This is a genomic window from Pseudomonas palmensis (genome assembly GCF_049942755.1).
GTDB lineage: Bacteria > Pseudomonadota > Gammaproteobacteria > Pseudomonadales > Pseudomonadaceae > Aquipseudomonas > Aquipseudomonas palmensis.
In genome coordinates this window covers 3,733,902-3,752,539 of record NZ_CP187958.1, presented here as the reverse complement: position 1 = coordinate 3,752,539, position 18,638 = coordinate 3,733,902, and the positions used below count along the sequence as shown (strand labels likewise).

The 18,638-nt window shown below is 64.7% G+C and carries 19 protein-coding genes; 11 read left to right on the top strand and 8 right to left on the bottom strand.

Annotated features, from left to right (window positions below; all coding sequences use genetic code 11):
- Window positions 1–10 precede the first annotated feature (10 nt).
- Window positions 11–826: an SDR family oxidoreductase gene (locus ACPRTJ_RS17370; RefSeq protein WP_054915867.1), complete on the bottom strand. Its 816-nt coding sequence runs from the start codon at window positions 824–826 to the stop codon at window positions 11–13.
- Window positions 827–1,047: 221 nt separating this feature from the next.
- Here ACPRTJ_RS17370 and ACPRTJ_RS17365 point away from each other — a divergent pair, with 221 nt between their 5' ends.
- The gene (locus ACPRTJ_RS17365; protein WP_010224169.1) at window positions 1,048–1,200 is read left to right on the top strand and encodes a DUF3309 family protein; all 153 of its coding nucleotides are present in this window, start codon (window positions 1,048–1,050) and stop codon (window positions 1,198–1,200) included.
- Window positions 1,201–1,268: 68 nt separating this feature from the next.
- Here the strand turns inward: ACPRTJ_RS17365 and ACPRTJ_RS17360 are convergent, their stop codons facing one another.
- From ACPRTJ_RS17360 to ACPRTJ_RS17350, 3 genes are all read right to left on the bottom strand, one after another.
- On the bottom strand, window positions 1,269–2,927 hold the full coding sequence (locus tag ACPRTJ_RS17360) for a cation acetate symporter (protein ID WP_043862654.1): 1,659 nt from the start codon (window positions 2,925–2,927) through the stop codon (window positions 1,269–1,271).
- Window positions 2,924–3,235, bottom strand: a complete 312-nt coding sequence (locus ACPRTJ_RS17355; protein WP_043862653.1) for a DUF485 domain-containing protein — start codon at window positions 3,233–3,235, stop codon at window positions 2,924–2,926. Before ACPRTJ_RS17355 ends, ACPRTJ_RS17360 begins: the two co-directional genes overlap by 4 nt.
- A 191-nt stretch (window positions 3,236–3,426) precedes the next feature.
- The gene (locus ACPRTJ_RS17350; RefSeq protein ID WP_054915868.1) at window positions 3,427–4,275 is read right to left on the bottom strand and encodes a glycine betaine ABC transporter substrate-binding protein; all 849 of its coding nucleotides are present in this window, start codon (window positions 4,273–4,275) and stop codon (window positions 3,427–3,429) included.
- A 176-nt stretch (window positions 4,276–4,451) separates the two neighbouring features.
- Between ACPRTJ_RS17350 and ACPRTJ_RS17345 the strand changes: the two genes are divergently transcribed.
- Window positions 4,452–6,005: a beta (1-6) glucans synthase gene (locus tag ACPRTJ_RS17345; protein ID WP_116055193.1), complete on the top strand. Its 1,554-nt coding sequence runs from the start codon at window positions 4,452–4,454 to the stop codon at window positions 6,003–6,005.
- A gap of 91 nt (window positions 6,006–6,096) precedes the next feature.
- On the opposite strand, the gene ACPRTJ_RS17340 is transcribed toward ACPRTJ_RS17345, so the two are convergent.
- Window positions 6,097–6,459 (bottom strand): hypothetical protein, encoded by a 363-nt coding sequence (locus ACPRTJ_RS17340; protein WP_043862650.1) that lies wholly within the window; start codon window positions 6,457–6,459, stop codon window positions 6,097–6,099.
- Window positions 6,460–6,699: 240 nt separating this feature from the next.
- Between ACPRTJ_RS17340 and ACPRTJ_RS17335 the strand changes: the two genes are divergently transcribed.
- Together ACPRTJ_RS17335 and ACPRTJ_RS17330 are read left to right on the top strand one after the other, a co-directional pair.
- Window positions 6,700–7,998 (top strand): serine/threonine protein kinase, encoded by a 1,299-nt coding sequence (locus ACPRTJ_RS17335; protein WP_043862649.1) that lies wholly within the window; start codon window positions 6,700–6,702, stop codon window positions 7,996–7,998.
- On the top strand, window positions 7,991–8,776 hold the full coding sequence (locus tag ACPRTJ_RS17330) for an MlaA family lipoprotein (RefSeq protein ID WP_054915870.1): 786 nt from the start codon (window positions 7,991–7,993) through the stop codon (window positions 8,774–8,776). Before ACPRTJ_RS17335 ends, ACPRTJ_RS17330 begins: the two co-directional genes overlap by 8 nt.
- A 3-nt stretch (window positions 8,777–8,779) precedes the next feature.
- On the opposite strand, the gene ACPRTJ_RS17325 is transcribed toward ACPRTJ_RS17330, so the two are convergent.
- On the bottom strand, window positions 8,780–9,946 hold the full coding sequence (locus tag ACPRTJ_RS17325; RefSeq protein ID WP_043862647.1) for a patatin-like phospholipase family protein: 1,167 nt from the start codon (window positions 9,944–9,946) through the stop codon (window positions 8,780–8,782).
- A gap of 114 nt (window positions 9,947–10,060) precedes the next feature.
- A complete protein-coding gene (locus tag ACPRTJ_RS17320) occupies window positions 10,061–10,981 on the bottom strand; it encodes a lipid A biosynthesis lauroyl acyltransferase (RefSeq protein ID WP_043862646.1) in 921 nt (306 codons plus the stop codon).
- A 120-nt stretch (window positions 10,982–11,101) separates the two neighbouring features.
- On the opposite strand from ACPRTJ_RS17320, the gene minC reads away from it, so the two are divergent.
- The 7 genes from minC to ACPRTJ_RS17285 all read left to right on the top strand — a co-directional run bounded on the left by minC (window position 11,102) and on the right by ACPRTJ_RS17285 (window position 17,741).
- Complete coding sequence (gene minC / locus ACPRTJ_RS17315) at window positions 11,102–11,854, top strand: septum site-determining protein MinC (protein ID WP_370409160.1); 753 nt, start codon at window positions 11,102–11,104, stop codon at window positions 11,852–11,854.
- A 98-nt stretch (window positions 11,855–11,952) separates the two neighbouring features.
- Window positions 11,953–12,765, top strand: a complete 813-nt coding sequence (gene minD / locus ACPRTJ_RS17310; RefSeq protein WP_043862644.1) for a septum site-determining protein MinD — start codon at window positions 11,953–11,955, stop codon at window positions 12,763–12,765.
- Between the two features lie 3 nt (window positions 12,766–12,768).
- Window positions 12,769–13,023: a cell division topological specificity factor MinE gene (gene minE / locus ACPRTJ_RS17305; protein ID WP_019693048.1), complete on the top strand. Its 255-nt coding sequence runs from the start codon at window positions 12,769–12,771 to the stop codon at window positions 13,021–13,023.
- Window positions 13,024–13,119: 96 nt separating this feature from the next.
- Window positions 13,120–13,755 carry an RluA family pseudouridine synthase gene (locus tag ACPRTJ_RS17300; protein ID WP_054914663.1) on the top strand — a complete coding sequence of 212 codons (636 nt, stop codon included), beginning with the start codon at window positions 13,120–13,122 and terminating at the stop codon, window positions 13,753–13,755.
- A 145-nt stretch (window positions 13,756–13,900) separates the two neighbouring features.
- On the top strand, window positions 13,901–15,190 hold the full coding sequence (locus ACPRTJ_RS17295) for a M18 family aminopeptidase (protein ID WP_054914664.1): 1,290 nt from the start codon (window positions 13,901–13,903) through the stop codon (window positions 15,188–15,190).
- A 170-nt stretch (window positions 15,191–15,360) separates the two neighbouring features.
- Complete coding sequence (locus ACPRTJ_RS17290; RefSeq protein ID WP_167400231.1) at window positions 15,361–15,525, top strand: hypothetical protein; 165 nt, start codon at window positions 15,361–15,363, stop codon at window positions 15,523–15,525.
- 47 nt (window positions 15,526–15,572) lie between these two features.
- Window positions 15,573–17,741: a mechanosensitive ion channel family protein gene (locus tag ACPRTJ_RS17285; protein ID WP_054914665.1), complete on the top strand. Its 2,169-nt coding sequence runs from the start codon at window positions 15,573–15,575 to the stop codon at window positions 17,739–17,741.
- Here the strand turns inward: ACPRTJ_RS17285 and ACPRTJ_RS17280 are convergent.
- On the bottom strand, window positions 17,738–18,451 hold the full coding sequence (locus ACPRTJ_RS17280) for a UTRA domain-containing protein (protein WP_043859984.1): 714 nt from the start codon (window positions 18,449–18,451) through the stop codon (window positions 17,738–17,740). The two genes, ACPRTJ_RS17285 and ACPRTJ_RS17280, sit on opposite strands and share 4 nt — an antisense overlap.
- Window positions 18,452–18,638 lie beyond the last annotated feature (187 nt).

Below are 18,638 nucleotides of genomic sequence, written 5' to 3'. Positions count from 1 at the left end.
AGCGAACAGCCTACGCCTGCGTCTGACGCCCCTTGGCACGCATTCGCACGGCCATCTCGGCCATTTCGTCATACAGCGCCTGCGGGTCGCGCTGCTTGAGCTGCCAGGCCAGGCGCCCCTGCTCGTGGGGCAGAATCATGAAGTCACCGCGCGCCACCCCCTCGTAGATATAGCCGGCAATGTCGCTGGCGCTGATCGGCGAGCTTTCCAGCAGTTTGCCCACCTGGGCCTTCATTGCCGGGGTGGGGCCGCGGAACGAATCCAGCAGGTTGGTCTGGAAGAACGACGGGCACACCACATGCACCGCCACCTGTTGCTGGCGCAGCTCCACCAGCAGGCTTTCGGACAGCGCCACCACCCCGGCCTTGGCCACGTTGTAGTTGCTCATGGCCGGCCCCTGCATCAGCGCCGCCATGGACGCGATGTTGATGATGCGGCCCTTGCTGCGTTCGAGCAGCGGCAGGAACGCCTTGCAGCCCTTGACCACGCCCATCAGGTTGATCGCGATCTGCCAGTCCCAGTCTTCCAGCGACAGCTCGGCAAAAAAACCGCCCGACGCCACCCCGGCGTTGTTGACGATCACATCGATGCCGCCGAGCTTTTCTTCGCAGGCCTGGGCCAGGGCGGTGAGCTGGCTGTAGTCGCGCACGTCGCAACGCTGGACGAAGCCCTCGCCGCCCGCCTCGCGCACCAGCGTGAGGGTCTGCTGCAGGCCGGCCTCGCCGATGTCGCTCAGGGCCAGTTGCCAACCCTCGCGGGCCCAGCGCAGGGCAATCTCGCGGCCAAGGCCGGACCCGGCGCCAGTGATCATCATGCGGTTTTGCATAGCCGGATGCCTTGTTCCTGAAGTTGAAGGCCAGTGTAGCGAAGGGTGCAGCGACGCCCACGCTGTATCAGGATGCTGAATGGCGCGGGCAAACACATATCGAACTAAACTTTTAGTTGCCTGTGGGAGTCCGATTTAACAGGCGGACATGAACGTCATGACCGAAGAGATGGATCGCAACTGCACACGCTGATTACCGTACTCAACAAAAGGACTCTGCCATGGGCACCATACTTATCATCATCCTGATTTTGCTGTTGATCGGTGGCTTACCCGTTTTCCCGCACTCCAGAAGTTGGGGCTACGGCCCGTCCGGCATCATTGGTACCGTGCTGATCATCCTGTTGATCCTGTTGTTGCTCGGCAAGATATAGAAACCCGGGGGTGCAATGGCCCCCACATAAAAAAACGGCCCGAAGGCCGTTTTTTTATTGCTCAGGACTCAGTGCGAAACAGCACCGCTTGCCCCCAGGCCGGTTTGCGACCGGACAAACTGCGGGAAGAACAGCGCACGCTCGTCATCCGCTGCCTTGGACTTGTCGGTAACCGAGAAGAACCAGATACCGGCAAAGGCAATCAGCATCGAGAACAGCGCCGGGTACTCATACGGGTAGATGGCTTTCTCGTGACCCAGGATCTGCACCCAGATGGTCGGACCGAGCACCATCAGGCCCACCGCACTTACCAGCCCCATCCAGCCGCCGATCATGGCGCCACGGGTGGTCAGCTTCTTCCAGTACATCGAAAGCAGCAGTACCGGGAAGTTGCAGCTGGCCGCGATCGAGAACGCCAGGCCGACCATGAACGCGATGTTCTGGCTTTCGAACAGGATACCCAGGCCGATGGCCAGCACACCCAGTGCGACGGTGGTGATCTTCGACACGCGGATCTCGTCCTTGTCGTTGACCTTGCCCTTGCGCCATACGCTGGCATACAGGTCATGGGACACCGCCGAGGCACCGGCCAGGGTCAGGCCGGCAACCACTGCCAGGATGGTGGCGAAGGCCACTGCCGAGATGAAGCCCAGGAAGATGCTGCCGCCCACGGCGTCGGCCAGGTGCACCGCAGCCATGTTGTTGCCGCCCAGCAAGGCGCCTGCTGCGTCCTTGAAGTCCGGGTTGGTGCTGACCAGCAGGATCGCGCCGAAGCCGATGATGAAGGTCAGGATGTAGAAGTAGCCGATGAAGCCGGTTGCATACAGCACGCTCTTGCGCGCTTCCTTGGCGTCGCTCACGGTGAAGAAGCGCATCAGGATGTGCGGCAGGCCAGCGGTACCGAACATCAGCGCCAGGCCCAGCGAGAACGCGGAGATCGGGTCTTTGACCAGGCCGCCCGGGCTCATGATCGCCTCACCCTTGGGGTGAACCTTGATCGCCTCGGAGAACAGCGCATTGAAGTCGAAGTTGACGTGCTTCATCACCATCAGCGCCATGAAGCTGGCACCGGACAGCAGCAGCACCGCCTTGATGATCTGTACCCAGGTGGTTGCGAGCATGCCGCCGAACAGCACGTACATGCACATCAGGATACCCACCAGGATGACCGCCACGTGGTAGTCCAGGCCGAACAGCAGCTGGATCAGCTTGCCGGCGCCGACCATCTGCGCGATCAGGTAGAACGCCACCACCACCAGCGAGCCGGAGGCTGACAGGGTGCGGATCTGCTTTTGCCCGAGGCGATACGAGGCCACGTCGGCAAAGGTGTACTTGCCCAGGTTGCGCAGGCGTTCGGCGATCAGGAACAGAATGATCGGCCAGCCCACCAGGAAGCCGATCGAGTAGATCAGGCCGTCGTAACCGGAGGTGTATACCAGTGCGGAAATACCCAGGAAGGAGGCTGCCGACATGTAGTCGCCGGCAATCGCCAGGCCGTTCTGGAAGCCCGTGATTCGCCCGCCTGCGGCGTAGTAGTCAGAGGCCGACTTGTTACGCTTTGAAGCCCAGTAGGTGATGCACAGGGTGGCACCGACGAAGGCGACGAACATCAGGATCGCCGAGACGTTCAGGGGTTGTTTGTGCACCTCGCCGGTCAGGGCGTCGGCGGCCCAGACGGCAGGCGCGAAAGCGCCAAAGGCCAGTGTTGCCAGTAGACGCCGGATCATTGCTGAGCCTCCTTCAGGATCGCGTTGTTCAGCTCGTCGAACTCACCATTGGCACGACGTACGTAGATGCCGGTCAGCACGAAAGCCGAAACGATCAGACCCACACCCAGCGGGATACCCCAGGTAATCGAGGAGCCGGGGCTGAGCTTGGCACCCAGAATCTGCGGGCCGTAGGCAATCAACAGGATAAAGGCGGCGTAGAGGCCGAGCATGATCGCCGAGAGAATCCAGGCGAAGCGTTCACGTTTTGAAACCAGCTCCTTGAACCGCGGGCTGTTTTGTATCGAGAGATAAATGCTGTCGTTCATTGTTTTTGTCCTCGCAGCACAGATTGGGTAGTACCACGCCACTTTATGCTGCCTTGGGACGCACTCCAGACGACCTTAGTCTTAGATGTAAAACTCTTTTACCGGCTACGTAACAGCCGCCCATGCAAAGGGCCGCGCGGTGGCAAAACACCGCGCGGCCCTGGAAGGTGCCAGATAGAGGCCTTAGGCCATTATTTTGCGGTCCACTCGGCGACCCGCTCGGGGTGCTTGGCGACCCACTCCTTCGCCGCAGCGTCCGGCTTTGCGCCTTCCTGAATGGCCAGCATGACTTCGCCGATCTCGTCCTTGGATTGCCACGAGAACTTCTTCAGGAACGCTGCGACTTCCGGCGCCTTCGTATCGAGTTCCTTGCTGCCGATGCTGTTGACCGTCTCGGCGGCGCCGTACACGCCTTTGGGGTCTTCGAGAAAGCGCAGCTTCCACTTGGCGAACATCCAGTGCGGCACCCAGCCGGTGACCACGATGGGCTGCTGCTTGGCGTAGGCGCGCCCCAGTTCAGAGGTCATGGCAGCGCCGGAGCTGGCCTGCAGCTTGTAGCCGGCAAGGTCGTAGTCCTTGATGGCCTGGTCGGTCTTGAGCATCACCCCGGACCCGGCGTCGATGCCGACGATCTTCTTCTTGAAGCCGGCATCGCTTCCGAGGTCGGCGATCGACTGCGCCTTGACGTATTCGGGCACGATCAGGCCAATCCTGGCGTCCTTGAAGTTGGGGCCGTAGTCGACCACGTTGTCCTTGTTCTTGGCCCAGTATTCGCCATGGGTCACCGGCAGCCAGGCCGACAGCATCGCATCGAGCTTTCCGGTGGCCACCCCCTGCCACATGATGCCGGTGGCCACCGGCATCAGCTTGACGTCATAACCGAGCTTCTGCTTGATCACCTCGGCCGCCACATGGGTGGTCGCCACGCTGTCGGACCACCCATCGACGTAGCCGATGCTTACTTCCTTGGCCATGGCCAGGCTGGTGCCCATGGCCAGTATCAGGGCAGTGCCCGCCCCCAGGAGTCGTCGCATTTTCATCAAGGCATCCCCTCGTCACGTCACGGAACCTGCATCATCAACCGCCACTGGCGGCCAACCTGCTCTGTCAGCGACGTCGAAACATCGAGAAACGACATCACAACGCCAGCCAGGCCCGCTACCGGCCGGCATTTGCAGGTAGTATTGGCGGCTTTGTTTCCTGACCGGTCCGCGCCATGCCCTCGACTGCCCGCTTCCCGCTGCTGCCCTACCTGTTTGCCTGCCTGCTTGGCCTGTTCGCGTTGGGCGGGCTCTGGTACGGGCTCGGCAAGCCGGTATCGCTGCCGGACGCCGCCAGCCCCACGCACAAGCTGCAATGTGTCTCCTACACGCCCTTCGACAAGGACCAGTCGCCGTTCGACCAGCCCTTCAGCCTGCGTCCGGAGCGCGTGGAGGCTGACCTCGCCCTGCTTGCACAGCGCTTCGAATGCATCCGCACCTACTCGATGACGGGCCTGGAAGCGATCCCGCAGCTGGCGCGCAAGTACGGCCTGAAGGTGATGTTCGGGGCCTGGGTGAGTGCCGACCCGCTGGTCACGGCCAAGGAGATCAAGGTCCTGATCGCCACCGCCAATGCCAACCCGGACATCACCCGCGCCGTGATCGTGGGCAACGAGGTGCTGCTGCGCAAGGAAGTGACGGGCGATCACCTGGCCGATCTGATCCACCAGGTGAAAAGCCAGGTGCAGGTACCGGTGACCTACGCCGACGTGTGGGAGTTCTGGCTGCAGCACCCACAGATCGCGCCGCAGGTGGACTTCGTGACCATTCACCTGCTGCCCTACTGGGAAGATGATCCCAAGGGCATCGACGATGCGCTGGCCCACGTAGGCGAGATCCGCCAGGTGTTCGGCAACCGCTTCGCGCCCAAGGACGTGATGATCGGCGAAACCGGCTGGCCCAGCGAAGGGCGCCAGCGCGAAACCGCCCTGCCCAGCCGGGTCAACGAAGCGCGCTTCATTCGCGGGTTCGTCGCCATGGCCGAGCAGAATGGCTGGCATTACAACCTGATCGAAGCCTTCGACCAGCCGTGGAAGCGCGCCAGCGAAGGCGCGGTGGGCGGTTACTGGGGGCTGTACGATGCCGACCGGCAGGACAAGGGCATACTCGAAGGCCCGGTGAGTAACCTGCCGTTCTGGCCGCAGTGGCTGGGCATCGGCGTGCTGCTGTTCGCCGCCACCCTGGCCCTGGCCGGGCCGGTGCGCGGCGTGCGTGGCGCCCTGGCGCTGCCCTTGCTGGCCGCACTGGGGGCCGCCAGCCTGGGGTTGTGGGGCGAGCTGGTACGGGTCAACAGCCGCTTCGTTGGCGAGTGGTTGTGGGCCGTGCTGCTGGCGGGGCTCAACCTGGTGGTACTGGCCCATGGCGCGCTGGCGCTGGCACAGCGCAGTGGCTGGCGTGAGCGCCTGTTCGCCTGGCTGCAGGCGCGTGCCGGCTGGTGGGTGATGGCGGCCGGCTTCGCGGCGGCGGTGAGCATGCTGGCGCTGGTGTTCGACCCGCGCTACCGCAGCTTCCCGAGCCCGGCGCTGGTGCTGCCGGCGGTGGTGTACCTGCTGCGACCGGTGCGGGTAGCACGCGCCGAGGTGGCCTTGCTGACCTTCATCGTGGGCGCCGGGATTGCGCCGCAGCTGTTCATCGAGGGCTTGAGCAGCCAGCAGGCGCTGGTGTGGGCCCTGGTGAGCGCGCTGATGACCGCGGCGCTGTGGCGCTGCCTGCGGATCAGGCAGGGCTGAGCGTCGGCTCTTCGCCGGCAAGGCCGGCTCTGCAGGGAGACGTTGAACCCGGTAGGCGCCGGCCTTGCCGGCGAACGATACAGCGTGAGCCTCAGGCCGTGCGCCGCACCAGCCGCAACCCCGCCAGCACCAGCGCGAACGCCGCCAGGCTCACGGTGTACAGCGCCAGTGCCGGCAGCCCGAACACCAGGGACAGCACCGCCAGCCACCAGCCGGCCCGACGCGGCACCAGCGTCGCCACCACGGCCAACCCCAGGGCGACCCAGCCCAGCACCCGCAAGTGGATCATCAGGCCCAGCGTGGCGCGCAACTGGCACTCCCAGCTCACCTGGGGCGAGCTGCACACACCGACCCACCTGACATCCTCCATGAAGCCGTAACGCACCCCATAGCAGGCCGCAGCCCACAGCGACAGGCACACAAGCAAGGCAATCAGCGGCAAACGGCGGGACATGACAACTCCGGAAACAGGAAAACGGCGCCCAGCATAATCCCCCACCGGGCCTGTGCAAGGCAAAAGCGGCGGCCTGAGCTACTTTTATCAGCAAAGAAACAAAACCCGCTGTTGCCCTGGCACTGGCCCGCACGGCAACATCGGGGACGGTAAATGCCGGGGCACAAGGCAACTTTGCCGATAGCACGAGTGTCCTAGCCTGCAGTACACACTTTGCCTTGCCTTTCCTGGGGATCCGTCATGCTTCGATCACTGCGCCTTGCTGCCCTGCTGGGTGGCCTCTTGATGAGTGCGGCCGCGTCTGCGGTGGATGTCGATGCGGCCACCTATGGCTACCCGCTGACCAATCCCTTCGAGGCGACGATCGCCTCCACACCGCCCGACCTGCGCCCCGAACTGCCGACCGACGATGACATCGATCAGTCCGACTACAGCCTCAACCTGCGCCCCGAACGCGAGTTCACCCTTCCGGACAACTTCTGGGCGGTCAAGAAGCTGCGCTATCGCCTGGCCCGACAGGACCACGAGGCGCCGCTGATCTTCCTGATCGCCGGTACCGGCGCGCCCTACACCAGCAGCCTCAACGAGTACCTCAAGCGCCTCTACTACAAGGCCGGCTACCACGTGGTGCAGCTGTCATCGCCCACCAGCTTCGACTTCATCAGCGCCGCCTCGCGCTTCGCCACCCCGGGCGTGAGCGCCGAAGACGCCGAAGACCTGTACCGGGTGATGCAGGGCGTGCGCGCCCAGCACCCGCGCCTGCCTGTCAGCGAGTACTACCTCACCGGCTACAGCCTCGGTGCCCTCGACGCAGCCTTCGTCAGCCACCTGGACGAAACCCGGCGCAGCTTCAACTTCAAGCGCGTGCTGCTGCTCAACCCGCCGGTCAACCTCTACACCTCGATCAGCAACCTCGACAAGCTGGTGCAGACCGAGGTCAAGGGCGTGAACAACAGCACCACCTTCTATGAACTGGTGCTGACCAAGCTCACGCGCTACTTCCAGCAAAAAGGCTACATCGACCTCAACGACGCACTGCTCTACGACTTCCAGCAGTCGCGCCAGCACCTGAGCAACGAGCAGATGGCGATGCTGATCGGCACCTCGTTCCGCTTCTCGTCCGCCGATATCGCCTTTACCTCCGACCTGATCAACCGCCGCGGCCTGATCACCCCGCCCAAGTACCCGATCACCGAAGGCAGCAGCCTCACGCCGTTCTTCAAGCGTGCGCTGCAATGCGACTTCGACTGCTACCTGACCGAGCAGGTCATCCCCATGTGGCGCGCGCGCACCGATGGCGGCAGCCTGCTGCAACTGATCGACCAGGTGAGCCTGTATGCCCTCAAGGACTACCTGCAAAACAGCCCGAAAATCGCCGTGATGCACAACGCCGACGATGTGATCCTGGGCCCCGGCGACATCGGCTTTCTGCGCAGCACCTTTGGCGACCGCCTGACCCTGTACCCGCATGGCGGGCACTGCGGCAATATCAATTACCGCGTCAACAGCGACGCGATGCTGGAGTTTTTCCGTGGTTAAAAAACTTCTGATCGTGACGGCGTTGCTCGCCGCAGGCCTGGTACAGGCCGATGAGATCCCGGCGCGAGCCAGCGTGATCGAAGCCGACGGCTTCACCGATCCGCTCAAGGAACTCAAGTTCAACCCCGGCCTGGACCAGCGCGAGTTCGAGCGTTCGACCCTGACCGCGCTGAACGTCTACGACCCGTTCGAGTCGGTGAACCGCCGGCTGTACCACTTCAACTACCGCTTCGACCAGTGGGTGTTCCTGCCGGTGGTCAATGGCTACCGCTACATCACCCCAAGCTTCGTGCGCACCGGGGTCAGCAACTTCTTCAGCAACCTGGGCGATGTGCCCAACCTGCTCAACAGCCTGCTGCAGTTCAAGGGCAAGCGCTCGATGGAGATCACCGCGCGCCTGCTGTTCAACACCACCCTGGGCGTCGCCGGCCTGTGGGACCCGGCGACCAAGATGGGGCTACCGCACCAGAGCGAAGACTTCGGCCAGACCCTGGGCTTCTATGGCGTGCCGGACGGCCCGTACCTGATGCTGCCGATCCTGGGCCCGTCGAACCTGCGCGACACCGGCGGGCTGGTGGTGGACTACAGCGCCGAGAACTGGATCAACTTCCTCAACATGGCCGAGGTCAGCAGCGACAACCCGGAGGTCTGGGTACTGCGCGCCATCGACAAGCGCTATACCACCAGCTTTCGCTACGGCCAGCTGAACTCGCCGTTCGAGTATGAAAAGGTGCGCTACGTGTACACCGAGGCACGCCGCCTGCAGATCGCCGAGTAGCGCTCAGGGCCGGGGCAGAGGCAGGCCGAGAAAGCGGCACAGCTCGCCCTGCTTGGTCAGCGCGTCGCGCCGGCCCAGTTCGATCAGCTCGCTGCAATAGCCGGCTTCGAACAACAGGTAGCTGAGCACCCCGGCGCCGCTGGTCTTGGTCGCCCCCGGGCCGCGCAGGAACATGCGCAGCGCGGCGGGCAGTTCACGCCGATGGCGGGCGGCGATCTCGTCCAGCGGCTGGCTGGGCGCAACCACCAGCACCTCCACCGGGGCCAGGCCCAGGCGCCGGGGCTGCACGTCGCTGGGCAGCAGGTGGCTCAGGTGGTTGAGCCGCTGCAACAGCTCCAGGTCGTCTTCCAGGCTGTCGATGAACGTGCTGTTGAGCAGATGCCCGCCGATCTGCGCCAGGCTCGGCTGCTTGCCGCTGAACACCCGCTCGCGTGGATCACCCGGCGTCGGCCCCTGGGGGTTGCCGCTGACCCCCACCACCAGCACGCGGTTGGCGCCCAGGTGCAGCGCCGGGCTGATCGGCGCCGACTGGCGCACCGCACCGTCACCATAGAATTCGTGGCCCAGCCTGATCGGCGCAAACAGCAACGGGATGGCCGAACTGGCCAGCAGGTGCTCGACGCTCAGGCGGGTCGGCATGCCGATGCGTCGATGGCGCAGCCACGGGTCGATGGCGCCCTTGCCCTGGTAGAAGGTCACCGCCTGGCCCGACTCGTAGCCGAACGCGGTCACCGCCACCGCGCGCAGGTGCTGCTGGTCGATGGCATGGCCGATGCCGTCCAGGTCCAGGTGCTGGTTGAGCAGTTTGCGCAGCGGCGAGCTGTCGAGCAGCGCCACCGGTACCTGGGCCCCCAGGCCCAGCAGGCTGTGGCCGACGAAACGGCTGGCCTGGCGGATCACCCCGGGCCAGTCGCTGCGCAGTACCTGGTGGCTGCGAAAGCCCTGCCAGAAGCCGGTGAGGCGGCGGATGGCGTCGGCAAAATGCATCGCACCGCTGGCCAGGGTCACCGCATTGATGGCCCCGGCCGAGGTGCCGACGATCACCGGGAACGGGTTGCCGGCGCCGGCGGGCAGCAGGTCGGCGATGCCGGCGAGCACGCCGACCTGGTAGGCGGCACGAGCGCCACCGCCCGAGAGGATCAGGCCGGTGACCGGTTGGGGTGCTGGCATGGGGTACTCCCTGAATTCTGTGTCGCCGCCTTCGCCGGCAAGGCCGGCTCCTACCGGTACCGCACACCTATGTAGGAGCCGGCATTGCCGGCGAAAGCCACACCGCGATTCGTCCTAATACAGCTTGGGCGCCCCCGGCGGGCGCGACTTGAAGCGTCGGTGTGCCCACAGGTACTGCTCGGGGCATTCGCGCAGCACCGACTCGATCCACTGGTTGATGCGCAGGCAGTCGGCCTCTTCGCTCTCCCCCGGAAAATCCTGCAGCGGCGCATGGATCACCAGCCGGTAGCCACTGCCGTCCGCCAGGCGCTGCTGGGTGAACGGGATCACCCGCGCCCGCCCCAGGCGGGCGAACTTGGTGGTGGCGGTCACGGTAGCCGCCTCGATCCCGAACAGCGGCACGAACACGCTCTGCTTGGCGCCGTAGTCCTGGTCGGGCGCATACCAGATGGCGCGCCCCGAGCGCAGCAACTTGAGCATGCCGCGCACGTCCTCGCGCTCCACGGCCAGCGAGTCGAGGTTGTGCCGCTCGCGCCCGCGGCGCTGCACGAAGTCGAACAACGGGTTCTTGTGCTCGCGGTACATGCCGTCGATGGTGTGTTCCTGGCCCAGCAGCGCCGCACCGATCTCCAGCGTGGTGAAGTGCAGGGCCATCAGGATGGCCCCCTGCCCGTCACGCTGCGCCGCCTGCAGGTGCTCCAGCCCCTCGATGTGCGCCAGGCGCGCCAACCGGGCCTTTGGCCACCACCAGCTCATGGCCATTTCGAAGAAGGCGATGCCGGTGGAAGCGAAGTTTTCCTTGAGCAGACGGGTTCGTTCGACAGACGGTAATTCGGGGAAACACAGTTCCAGGTTGCGCGCAGCAATGCGTCGACGGTCACCGGCAACACGGTACATCAGCGCGCCCAGCAGGCGGCCCAGCACCAGCAAAGCCCGGTAGGGCAGCTGCACGATCAGCCACAGCAGGGCCAGGCCCAGCCACAGCGGCCAGAAGCGTGGATGAAGAAAATAAAGGCGAAAACGCGGGCGATCCATTAAACATTCCGCAAAGACGATGGCCGGGCATTCTACAACGGTTCGCTGCGGGTTGCGGCTAACCGGCGTTCTCGTTATAAGTCTGAGCACTTTTTCGTAACAAGCTGCCTTATGCCAACCATGAGCCAAACCCAGACGCCAGACCAAGCCCCCGTGTTCCAGCTCAAGGGCAGCATGCTCGCCATCACGGTGCTCGAGCTTGCGCAGAACGACCTCGAAGGCCTCGATCGGCAACTGGCGGCCAAAGTCGCCCAGGCCCCCAACTTCTTCAGCAACACCCCGCTGGTGCTGGCGCTGGACAAGCTGCCGGCCGGCGAAGGCGCGGTCGACCTGCCCGGGCTGATGCGCGTATGCCGCCACCATGGCCTGCGTACCCTGGCCATTCGCGCCAGCCGTATCGAGGACATCGCCGCCGCCATTGCCATCGACCTGCCGGTGCTGCCGCCGTCCGGTGCCCGCGAACGTGCGCTGGAGCCTGCGGTGGAGGTGCCACCGGCGCCCAAGCCCGAGCCGGCCCCGGCCCCGCCGCCGGAGCCTGCGGTAAAACCGACAAAAATCATCACCTCGCCGGTGCGTGGCGGCCAACAGATCTATGCTCAGGGCGGCGACCTGGTGGTACTGGCTTCGGTCAGCCCCGGTGCGGAACTTCTGGCCGATGGCAACATCCATGTTTACGGCGCGATGCGCGGTCGCGCCCTCGCCGGTATCAAGGGCAACACCAGGGCACGTATTTTCTGCCAGCAGCTGACCGCCGAAATGGTCTCGATCGCCGGGCAGTACAAGGTGGCCGAAGACCTGCGTCGCGACCCGTTGTGGGGGGCCAACGTGCAGGTCAGCCTGTCTGGTGACGTGTTGAACATCACCCGTCTTTAACGGATACTTGCCGCCATTTTCAGCGCAACTTTTCCATATGTTGCCGGTTTGGATATTTCTGGGACCTCAACGTCCTTTTTCTTTAGGGGTGATACACCTTGGCCAAGATTCTAGTGGTTACATCCGGCAAGGGTGGTGTGGGTAAGACCACCACCAGCGCCGCTATCGGTACCGGCCTCGCACTGCGCGGCCACAAGACGGTCATCGTCGACTTCGACGTCGGCCTGCGTAACCTCGATCTGATCATGGGCTGCGAACGCCGCGTGGTGTACGACTTCGTCAACGTGGTCAACGGCGAAGCCAACCTGCAGCAGGCCCTGATCAAGGACAAGCGCCTCGAGAACCTGTACGTGCTGGCCGCCAGCCAGACCCGTGACAAGGATGCCCTCACGCTCGAAGGCGTGGAGCGGGTCCTGATGGAGCTCAAGGAGCAATTCGAATACGTGGTCTGCGACTCGCCGGCCGGTATCGAGAAAGGCGCCCACCTGGCCATGTACTTCGCCGACGAAGCCATCGTGGTGACCAACCCGGAAGTCTCCTCGGTACGTGACTCGGACCGCATGCTGGGCCTGCTGGCCAGCAAGTCGCGCCGTTCCGAACGCAACGAAGACCCGATCAAGGAACACCTGCTGATCACCCGCTACCATCCAGAGCGCGTGAGCAAGGGCGAAATGCTCGGTGTCGAGGACGTCAAGGAAATCCTCGCCGTCGCGCTGCTGGGCGTGATCCCCGAATCCCAGGCGGTGCTCAAGGCATCCAACCAGGGTGTGCCGGTGATCCTCGACGACCAGAGCGATGCCGGCCAGGCCTACAGCGACACCGTCGACCGCCTGCTGGGCAAAACCGTGGAACACCGGTTCCTCGATGTACAGAAGAAGGGATTCTTCGAGCGCCTGTTTGGAGGCAACTGACCAATGAACCTTTTTGACTTCTTTCGTGCCAACAAAAAAGTAAGCACCGCGTCGGTCGCGAAAGAGCGTCTACAGATCATCGTGGCGCACGAGCGCGGCCAGCGCAGTACTCCGGACTACCTGCCAGCCTTGCAGAAGGAACTGGTCGAGGTGATCCGCAAGTACGTCAACATCGGCTCGGATGATGTGCACGTCGCTCTGGAGAACCAGGGCAGCTGCTCCATCCTGGAACTCAATATCACCCTGCCCGATCGTTGATCGGCGCACAGGGGTAACCTGCCACGGCGGCGGCCGGGCCCGGGCTCATACAGCCCGGGCCCGGCCGCCGCCGTTGGCGTTTGCAGAGAACACGCAATGCCGCTGTCCAACGTTCACATCCTTCACCAGGATGCCGCCATCCTGGTGGTCAACAAGCCGACCCTGCTGCTGTCCGTGCCGGGGCGCGCCGACGACAACAAGGATTGCCTGATCACCCGCCTGCAGGAAAACGGCTACCCCGACGCCCTGATCGTGCACCGTCTGGATTGGGAAACCTCGGGGATCATCCTGCTGGCGCGCGACGCCGACAGCCACCGCGAGCTGTCGCGCCAGTTCCATGACCGTGAAACCGAGAAGGCCTACACCGCACTGTGCTGGGGCCAGCCTGCGCTGGACAGCGGCAGCATCGACCTGCCGTTGCGCTACGACCCGCCCACCAAGCCACGGCACGTGGTGGACCACGAGCAGGGCAAGCATGCGCTGACCTTCTGGCGCATCGTCGAGCGCTGTGGCGATCATTGCCGGGTGGAGCTCACGCCGATTACCGGGCGTTCGCACCAGTTACGCGTGCACATGCTGTCGATCGGGCATCCACTGCTGGGGGATCGACTGTACGCCTACCCCGAGGCCCTGGCGGCGCATGAGCGGTTGTGCCTGCATGCCAGCATGCTGAGCTTCACCCACCCGGTGAGCGGCGAGCGACTGCGCTTCGAATGCCCGGCGCCGTTCTGATACACCGCGGCGCGGCCATCGCGGGTCAGCCCGCTCCCACAACGATCACCCTGAACGCTGTGGGAGCGGGCTTGCCCCGCGATAGGGCCCACGCAAATCCGTGATCAATACGTTAAACTCGCGCCACTGCTGTCTGGAGTGACCTATGCGCGATGCACTGAACCAAGGCCTGATCGACTTTCTCAAGGCCTCCCCCACGCCGTTCCACGCCACCGCCAGCCTGTCGCAGCGCCTCGAGGCCGCCGGCTACCAGCGCCTGGACGAACGTGACAGCTGGGCCACCACGCCCGGCGGACGCTACTACCTGACCCGCAACGACTCCTCGATCATCGCCATCAAGCTCGGCCGCCATTCGCCGCTGCTCGACGGCATTCGCCTGGTCGGCGCCCACACCGACAGCCCCTGCCTGCGCGTCAAGCCACAGCCCGAACTGCAGCGCCAGGGCTTCTGGCAGCTGGGCGTGGAAGTCTACGGTGGCGCCCTGCTGGCCCCCTGGTTCGACCGCGACCTGTCGCTGGCCGGGCGCGTGACCTTCCGCCGTGACGGCAAGGTCGAAAGCCAGCTGATCGACTTCAAGCAGCCCATCGCGGTGATCCCCAACCTGGCGATCCACCTCAACCGCAGCGCCAACGAAGGCTGGGCGATCAACCCGCAGACCGAGCTGCCACCGATCCTGGCCCAGGTGGCCGGTGACGAGCGCGTCGACTTTCGCGCCCTGCTCACCGAGCAACTGGCCCGCGAACATGGCCTGAACGCCGACGTGGTGCTGGACTACGAGCTGAGCTTCTACGACACCCAGGACGCCGCCGTGGTCGGCCTGCATGGCGACTTCATCGCCGGCGCGCGGCTGGACAACCTGCTGTCGTGCTACGCCGGCCTGCAGGCCCTGCTGGCCGCCGACAGCGACGAGACCTGCGTACTGGTGTGCAACGACCACGAAGAGGTCGGCTCCAGCTCCGCCTGCGGCGCCGACGGCCCGATGCTGGAACAGACCCTGCGCCGCCTGCTGCCCGACGGTGACGATTTCGTCCGGGCCATCCAGCGCTCGCTGCTGGTGTCGGCCGACAATGCCCACGGCGTGCACCCCAACTACGCCGACCGGCACGACGGCAACCACGGGCCCAAGCTCAACGCCGGCCCGGTGATCAAGGTCAACAACAACCAGCGCTACGCCACCAACAGCGAAACCGCCGGTTTCTTCCGCCACCTGTGCATGGCCGAGGAAGTGCCTGTGCAGAGCTTCGTGGTGCGCAGCGACATGGGCTGCGGCTCGACCATCGGCCCGATCACCGCCAGCCACCTGGGTGTGCGCACGGTGGACATCGGCCTGCCGACGTTTGCCATGCACTCGATCCGCGAGCTGTGCGGCAGCCAGGACCTGGCGCACCTGGTCAAGGTGCTGACCGCGTTCTACCTGAGCCGCGATCTGCCCTGACCTGACAGGCCTGCGCCCACAGCACTGCGGTGATCGCCAAACAGGCGCCGTACCTGTGGGCGCTGGCTTGCCAGCGAAGAGGCCACGACTGACCCCCATCAACCCGCGCGCAAACATTTGGCGCTATGCTTGCCCATCATTACACCTCCTACAGCATAAGGACCTTGCGCATGTCCGAGTTTCAAACGATGTTCCTCCCGGTGATCGCCGGGTTGATCCTGCTCACCGTCGGCTTCAGCATGCGCGAGCGCAACAGCGGGGTGCTGATGATGTGGATCGGCATGCTGGGCATCCTGGGCATCATGGTGTGGAAGATCCTCGAGAAACTCACCTGACAAATGCTCTACACTCGGGCGATTGAGTGTTCGAGGTTGATCGTCCGGTGCCTGCCTTCCTGCGTTTCCTGTCCCTGCTGCTGATTCTGTTCCTGCCCCTGGGCCACGCACACGCGGCCGGCCTTCCGGGCCTGCTTGGCGGTTCGAGCAAACCCCAGCCCGAGGCGACTGAACCCCTCGCGCAATCGCTCGACGATGTCATCAAGAACCTCGAGAACGACCAGCAACGCAGCAAGCTGCTGGCCGACCTGAAGAAGCTGCGCGACGCCACCAGGCAAGCCCAGCCCAGTGCCGAGCAAGGTGTGCTGGGCCTGATCGGCACCACCTTCAACGAACTGGAAAAGCAGTTCAGCGGCGAGGCCAGCCCGTTCAACCGCTGGAGCCGCGAACTGGAACTGGCCCAGATCGAGCTCAGTGCGCGGGTGGTGCCGGTGCATGAATGGCCGACGATCCTGTTCGGTTTCGCCGCCATCATCGCGCTCTGGAGCCTGCTGGCCTACGCGCTGAACTGGGTCAGCCACCAGGTGCGCCTGCGCTTCGGCCTCACCGAAGAGCTGCCGCAACACCCGCGCACCTGGGACCTGGTGCGCTTCGCCCTGCGCAAGCTCGGGCCTTGGCTGGTGGCGCTGATCATCACCGTGTACCTGAGCTTTGCCCTGCCCTCTTCGCTGGGCAAGTCGATGGCCATGGTACTGGCCTACGCCCTGGTGGTCGGCACCTGCTTCTCGGCCATCTGCGTGATCGCCTTCTCGCTGCTCGATGGCCCGCACCGCCACCGCGCCCTGTACATCCTGCGCCACCGCGCGTTCCGTCCGCTGTGGCTGATCGGCAGCTTTGCCGCCTTCGGCGAGGCGATGAACGACCCACGCATGGCCGCCGCCCTGGGCGACCACCTGGCGCACACCCTGGCGACCCTGGCCAACATTCTGGCGGCGCTGTCCACCGGGCTGTTCATCCTGCGCTTTCGCCGCCCAATCGCGCACCTCATTCGCAACCAGCCGCTGTCTCGGCGCCTGACGCGCCGCGCCCTGAGCGACACCATCGAGATCCTCGGCACCTTCTGGTACCTGCCGGCCCTGGTGCTGGTGGGCATTTCGCTGTTCGCCACGTTCGTGTCCGCCGGCGACACCAGCACGGCCCTGCGCCAGTCGCTGATGTGCACGGTGCTGGTGGTGATGTGCATGGTGGTCAACGGCCTGGTGCGCCGCCATGCGCTCAAGCCGCAGCGGGCCAACCGGCGCCAGGCGGTCTACGCCGAACGTCTCAAGAGCTTTGGCTACACCCTGGTGCACCTGCTCATCTGGCTGGTGTTCATCGAGCTGGGCCTGCGTGTATGGGGCTTCTCGCTGATCGGTTTCACCGAGGGCGAAGGCCACGAGGTGGCGGTGCGCGTGTTCGGCCTGGCCGGTACGCTGATCGCCGCCTGGCTGGTGTGGATCCTCAGCGACACCGCCGTGCACCACGCACTGACCCGCTCGCGCAAGGGCCTGGCCAATGCCCGTGCGCAAACCATGATGCCGCTGATCCGCAACGTGCTGTTCGTGGCCATCTTCATCATCGCGGTGATCGTGGCCCTGGCCAACATGGGCATGAACGTCACACCGCTGCTGGCCGGTGCCGGTGTGATCGGCCTGGCCATCGGCTTTGGTGCGCAATCGCTGGTGGCCGACCTGATCACCGGCCTGTTCATCATCATCGAGGACTCCCTGGCCATCGATGATTATGTGGATGTAGGCGGCCACCTGGGGACCGTCGAAGGCCTGACCATCCGTACCGTGCGCCTGCGCGACATCGACGGCATCGTGCACACCATCCCGTTCAGCGAGATCAAGAGCATCAAGAACTACTCGCGCGAATTCGGCTACGCGATCTTCCGTATCGCCATCCCCTACAACATGAGCATCGACAAGGCCATCGGCCTGGTTCGCGACGTGGGCCAGAAGATGCGCAGCGATCCGCTGCAACGGCGCAATATCTGGTCGCCGCTGGAGTTCCAGGGGGTGGAGAGCTTCGAGTCCGGCTCGGCGGTGCTGCGCGCGCGCTTCAAGACCGCGCCGATCAAGCAATGGGAGGTGTCGCGGGCATTCAACCTGGCGCTCAAGCGCCAGCTCGACGAAGCCGGGCTGGACCTGGCTACCCCGCGTCTTTCGGTGCAGGTGGTGACCGCCGGCGGTGGCCCCGCGCAGGACACCGCCCCCGCCGACAGCAACGCCTAGCCCGCCTCGGCCACGATGCGAATCGCATCGTGGCGCCAGTACTCCAGGTCGCAGTCGATCAGCCGCCCGTGCTGGTCGCTGTTGACCCGGGTGATATGCAGGCCGGCACTGCCGGCCGATACCTTCAGCGCCATCGCCGCCGCTACCGGCAACGCGGTGGGCAGCGTCTCGAAACGCACCCGGCCATAGGCGATGCCGTAGTGCAGCGCGTACAGCTCGGTCAGCGACTGGCTCAGGTCGAAATCCAGAATCCCGGCAAAGTACTCGGGGTTGAGGTAGTGCTCGGCATAGAGCACCGCGCGCCCATCGATACGCCGCAGGCGGCAGATCTGGATCACGCTGGACAGCGCCGGCAATTGCAGGCGCGCACAGATCGCCGCCGGCGCCGGCTGCAGGCGGGCCGACAACAGCTCGGTGGCCGGCTGTCGGCCCTGGTCGCGCACCATGGCATGGAAGTGGCTGCGCTCGATCAGGTCATAGCTCAGGCGCTGGGGCGCCACGAACCAGCCACGGCGTTCCTCGCGGTAGATCAGCCCGCAGGCCTCCAGTTGCACCAGCGCCTCGCGCAGGGTGATACGCGTGGTATCGAACACCTCGCTGAGCTTGCGTTCGGCCGGCAACTTGCAGCCGGGCGCCAGCAGGCCATGCTCGATCTGCTCTTGCAGGGCATTGCATATGGCTGTTACTGCACGCGTGGGCAGTCGATGCATCAAGGGTTACCTATCTGGACTAGTCCAGCCTGGTGCGTGTGCCAGAACGGCGCAGCGACGATGGCCGGGCGGAGTAACCAAAGCCTAGGCAATCCACATGAACGGCACATGACAGCACGCCGGACGGTCACGCACAGGCCCGGTCGAGTGCGGTCAAGGCGTTGCGGATCAAGCACTTGAAACTGGT

Excerpts from the sequence above, each read along its gene's own strand:
- ACPRTJ_RS17370 (WP_054915867.1), bottom strand. The coding sequence starts at position 826 with ATGCAAAACCGCATGATGATCACTGGCGCCGGGTCCGGCCTTGGCCGC.
- ACPRTJ_RS17365 (WP_010224169.1), top strand. The coding sequence starts at position 1,048 with ATGGGCACCATACTTATCATCATCCTGATTTTGCTGTTGATCGGTGGC.
- ACPRTJ_RS17360 (WP_043862654.1), bottom strand. The coding sequence starts at position 2,927 with ATGATCCGGCGTCTACTGGCAACACTGGCCTTTGGCGCTTTCGCGCCT.
- ACPRTJ_RS17355 (WP_043862653.1), bottom strand. The coding sequence starts at position 3,235 with ATGAACGACAGCATTTATCTCTCGATACAAAACAGCCCGCGGTTCAAG.
- ACPRTJ_RS17350 (WP_054915868.1), bottom strand. The coding sequence starts at position 4,275 with ATGAAAATGCGACGACTCCTGGGGGCGGGCACTGCCCTGATACTGGCC.
- ACPRTJ_RS17345 (WP_116055193.1), top strand. The coding sequence starts at position 4,452 with ATGCCCTCGACTGCCCGCTTCCCGCTGCTGCCCTACCTGTTTGCCTGC.
- ACPRTJ_RS17340 (WP_043862650.1), bottom strand. The coding sequence starts at position 6,459 with ATGTCCCGCCGTTTGCCGCTGATTGCCTTGCTTGTGTGCCTGTCGCTG.
- ACPRTJ_RS17335 (WP_043862649.1), top strand. The coding sequence starts at position 6,700 with ATGCTTCGATCACTGCGCCTTGCTGCCCTGCTGGGTGGCCTCTTGATG.
- ACPRTJ_RS17325 (WP_043862647.1), bottom strand. The coding sequence starts at position 9,946 with ATGCCAGCACCCCAACCGGTCACCGGCCTGATCCTCTCGGGCGGTGGC.
- ACPRTJ_RS17320 (WP_043862646.1), bottom strand. The coding sequence starts at position 10,981 with ATGGATCGCCCGCGTTTTCGCCTTTATTTTCTTCATCCACGCTTCTGG.
- minC (WP_370409160.1), top strand. The coding sequence starts at position 11,102 with ATGAGCCAAACCCAGACGCCAGACCAAGCCCCCGTGTTCCAGCTCAAG.
- minE (WP_019693048.1), top strand. The coding sequence starts at position 12,769 with ATGAACCTTTTTGACTTCTTTCGTGCCAACAAAAAAGTAAGCACCGCG.
- ACPRTJ_RS17300 (WP_054914663.1), top strand. The coding sequence starts at position 13,120 with ATGCCGCTGTCCAACGTTCACATCCTTCACCAGGATGCCGCCATCCTG.
- ACPRTJ_RS17295 (WP_054914664.1), top strand. The coding sequence starts at position 13,901 with ATGCGCGATGCACTGAACCAAGGCCTGATCGACTTTCTCAAGGCCTCC.
- ACPRTJ_RS17290 (WP_167400231.1), top strand. The coding sequence starts at position 15,361 with ATGTCCGAGTTTCAAACGATGTTCCTCCCGGTGATCGCCGGGTTGATC.
- ACPRTJ_RS17280 (WP_043859984.1), bottom strand. The coding sequence starts at position 18,451 with ATGCATCGACTGCCCACGCGTGCAGTAACAGCCATATGCAATGCCCTG.